Consider the following 812-nt stretch of genomic DNA (forward strand, 5'->3'; position numbering starts at 1 on the left):
CATTATTGATCGAATGCTACTTTATCTACTAGCTTTGCAGCAGCTTTGCGTAAACCGGCAATGTCAGCAAGAGGTAGTTGATCTGCTTTGAATTCACCCCAAGATGCAACGAGTTCACTTGGTTGAACTGCTGGGTTAACTGGGTATTCAAAGTTTTGCTCAGCATACATTGTTTGAGCTGTTTCGCCTGTTAAGTATTCCATTAGCTTAATGGCGTTTGCTTTGTTTGGTGCGCTCGTTGTCAATGCCATGCCGCTGATGTTTACGTGAGTACCGCGATCTGCAGAGTTAGGGAACAGAATGTTAACGGCATTTGCCCATTTTGTTTGCTCTTCATCTTGAAGCATTTTGCCTAGGTAGTAGTTATTGCCTAGTGAAAGGTCACATACTCCTTCATAAATAGCTTTTACTTGTGCGCGATCATTGCCTTGTGGTTTGCGAGCAAGGTTTGCTTTAACGCCCTTCAACCATGTTTCCGTTTCTGCTTCGCCGTGATGAGCGATCATTGAAGCGATCAACGCTAAATTATATGGGTGTTTGCCGCTACGAGTACAAATACGACCTTTCCATTTTTCATCGGCAAGCTCTTCATATGTTGTGATTTCGCCATCTTTTACACGTTCGTTTGATGCGTAGATAGAGCGAGTACGAGTCGTAAGACCAAACCACAGTCCTTCTGGATCACGATATTGGCTAGGAATATTGCTGTTAAGAGTATCTGAGTTAACAGCCTGAACTAAATCCATTTCAACAACTTCATTTAGGCGGCCAATATCAACAGTGAATACTAAGTCAGCCGGAGAGTTAGCACC

At 43.2% G+C, this 812-nt stretch carries 1 protein-coding gene; it reads right to left on the reverse strand.

Annotation, left to right across the window (positions count from 1 at the left end):
• Positions 1–2 precede the first annotated feature (2 nt).
• Positions 3–812 (reverse strand): extracellular solute-binding protein (locus A3739_RS16990; RefSeq protein ID WP_068502162.1); only part of this gene is annotated, 810 nt, incomplete at its 5' end.

The organism is Oleiphilus sp. HI0067, from assembly GCF_001635735.1.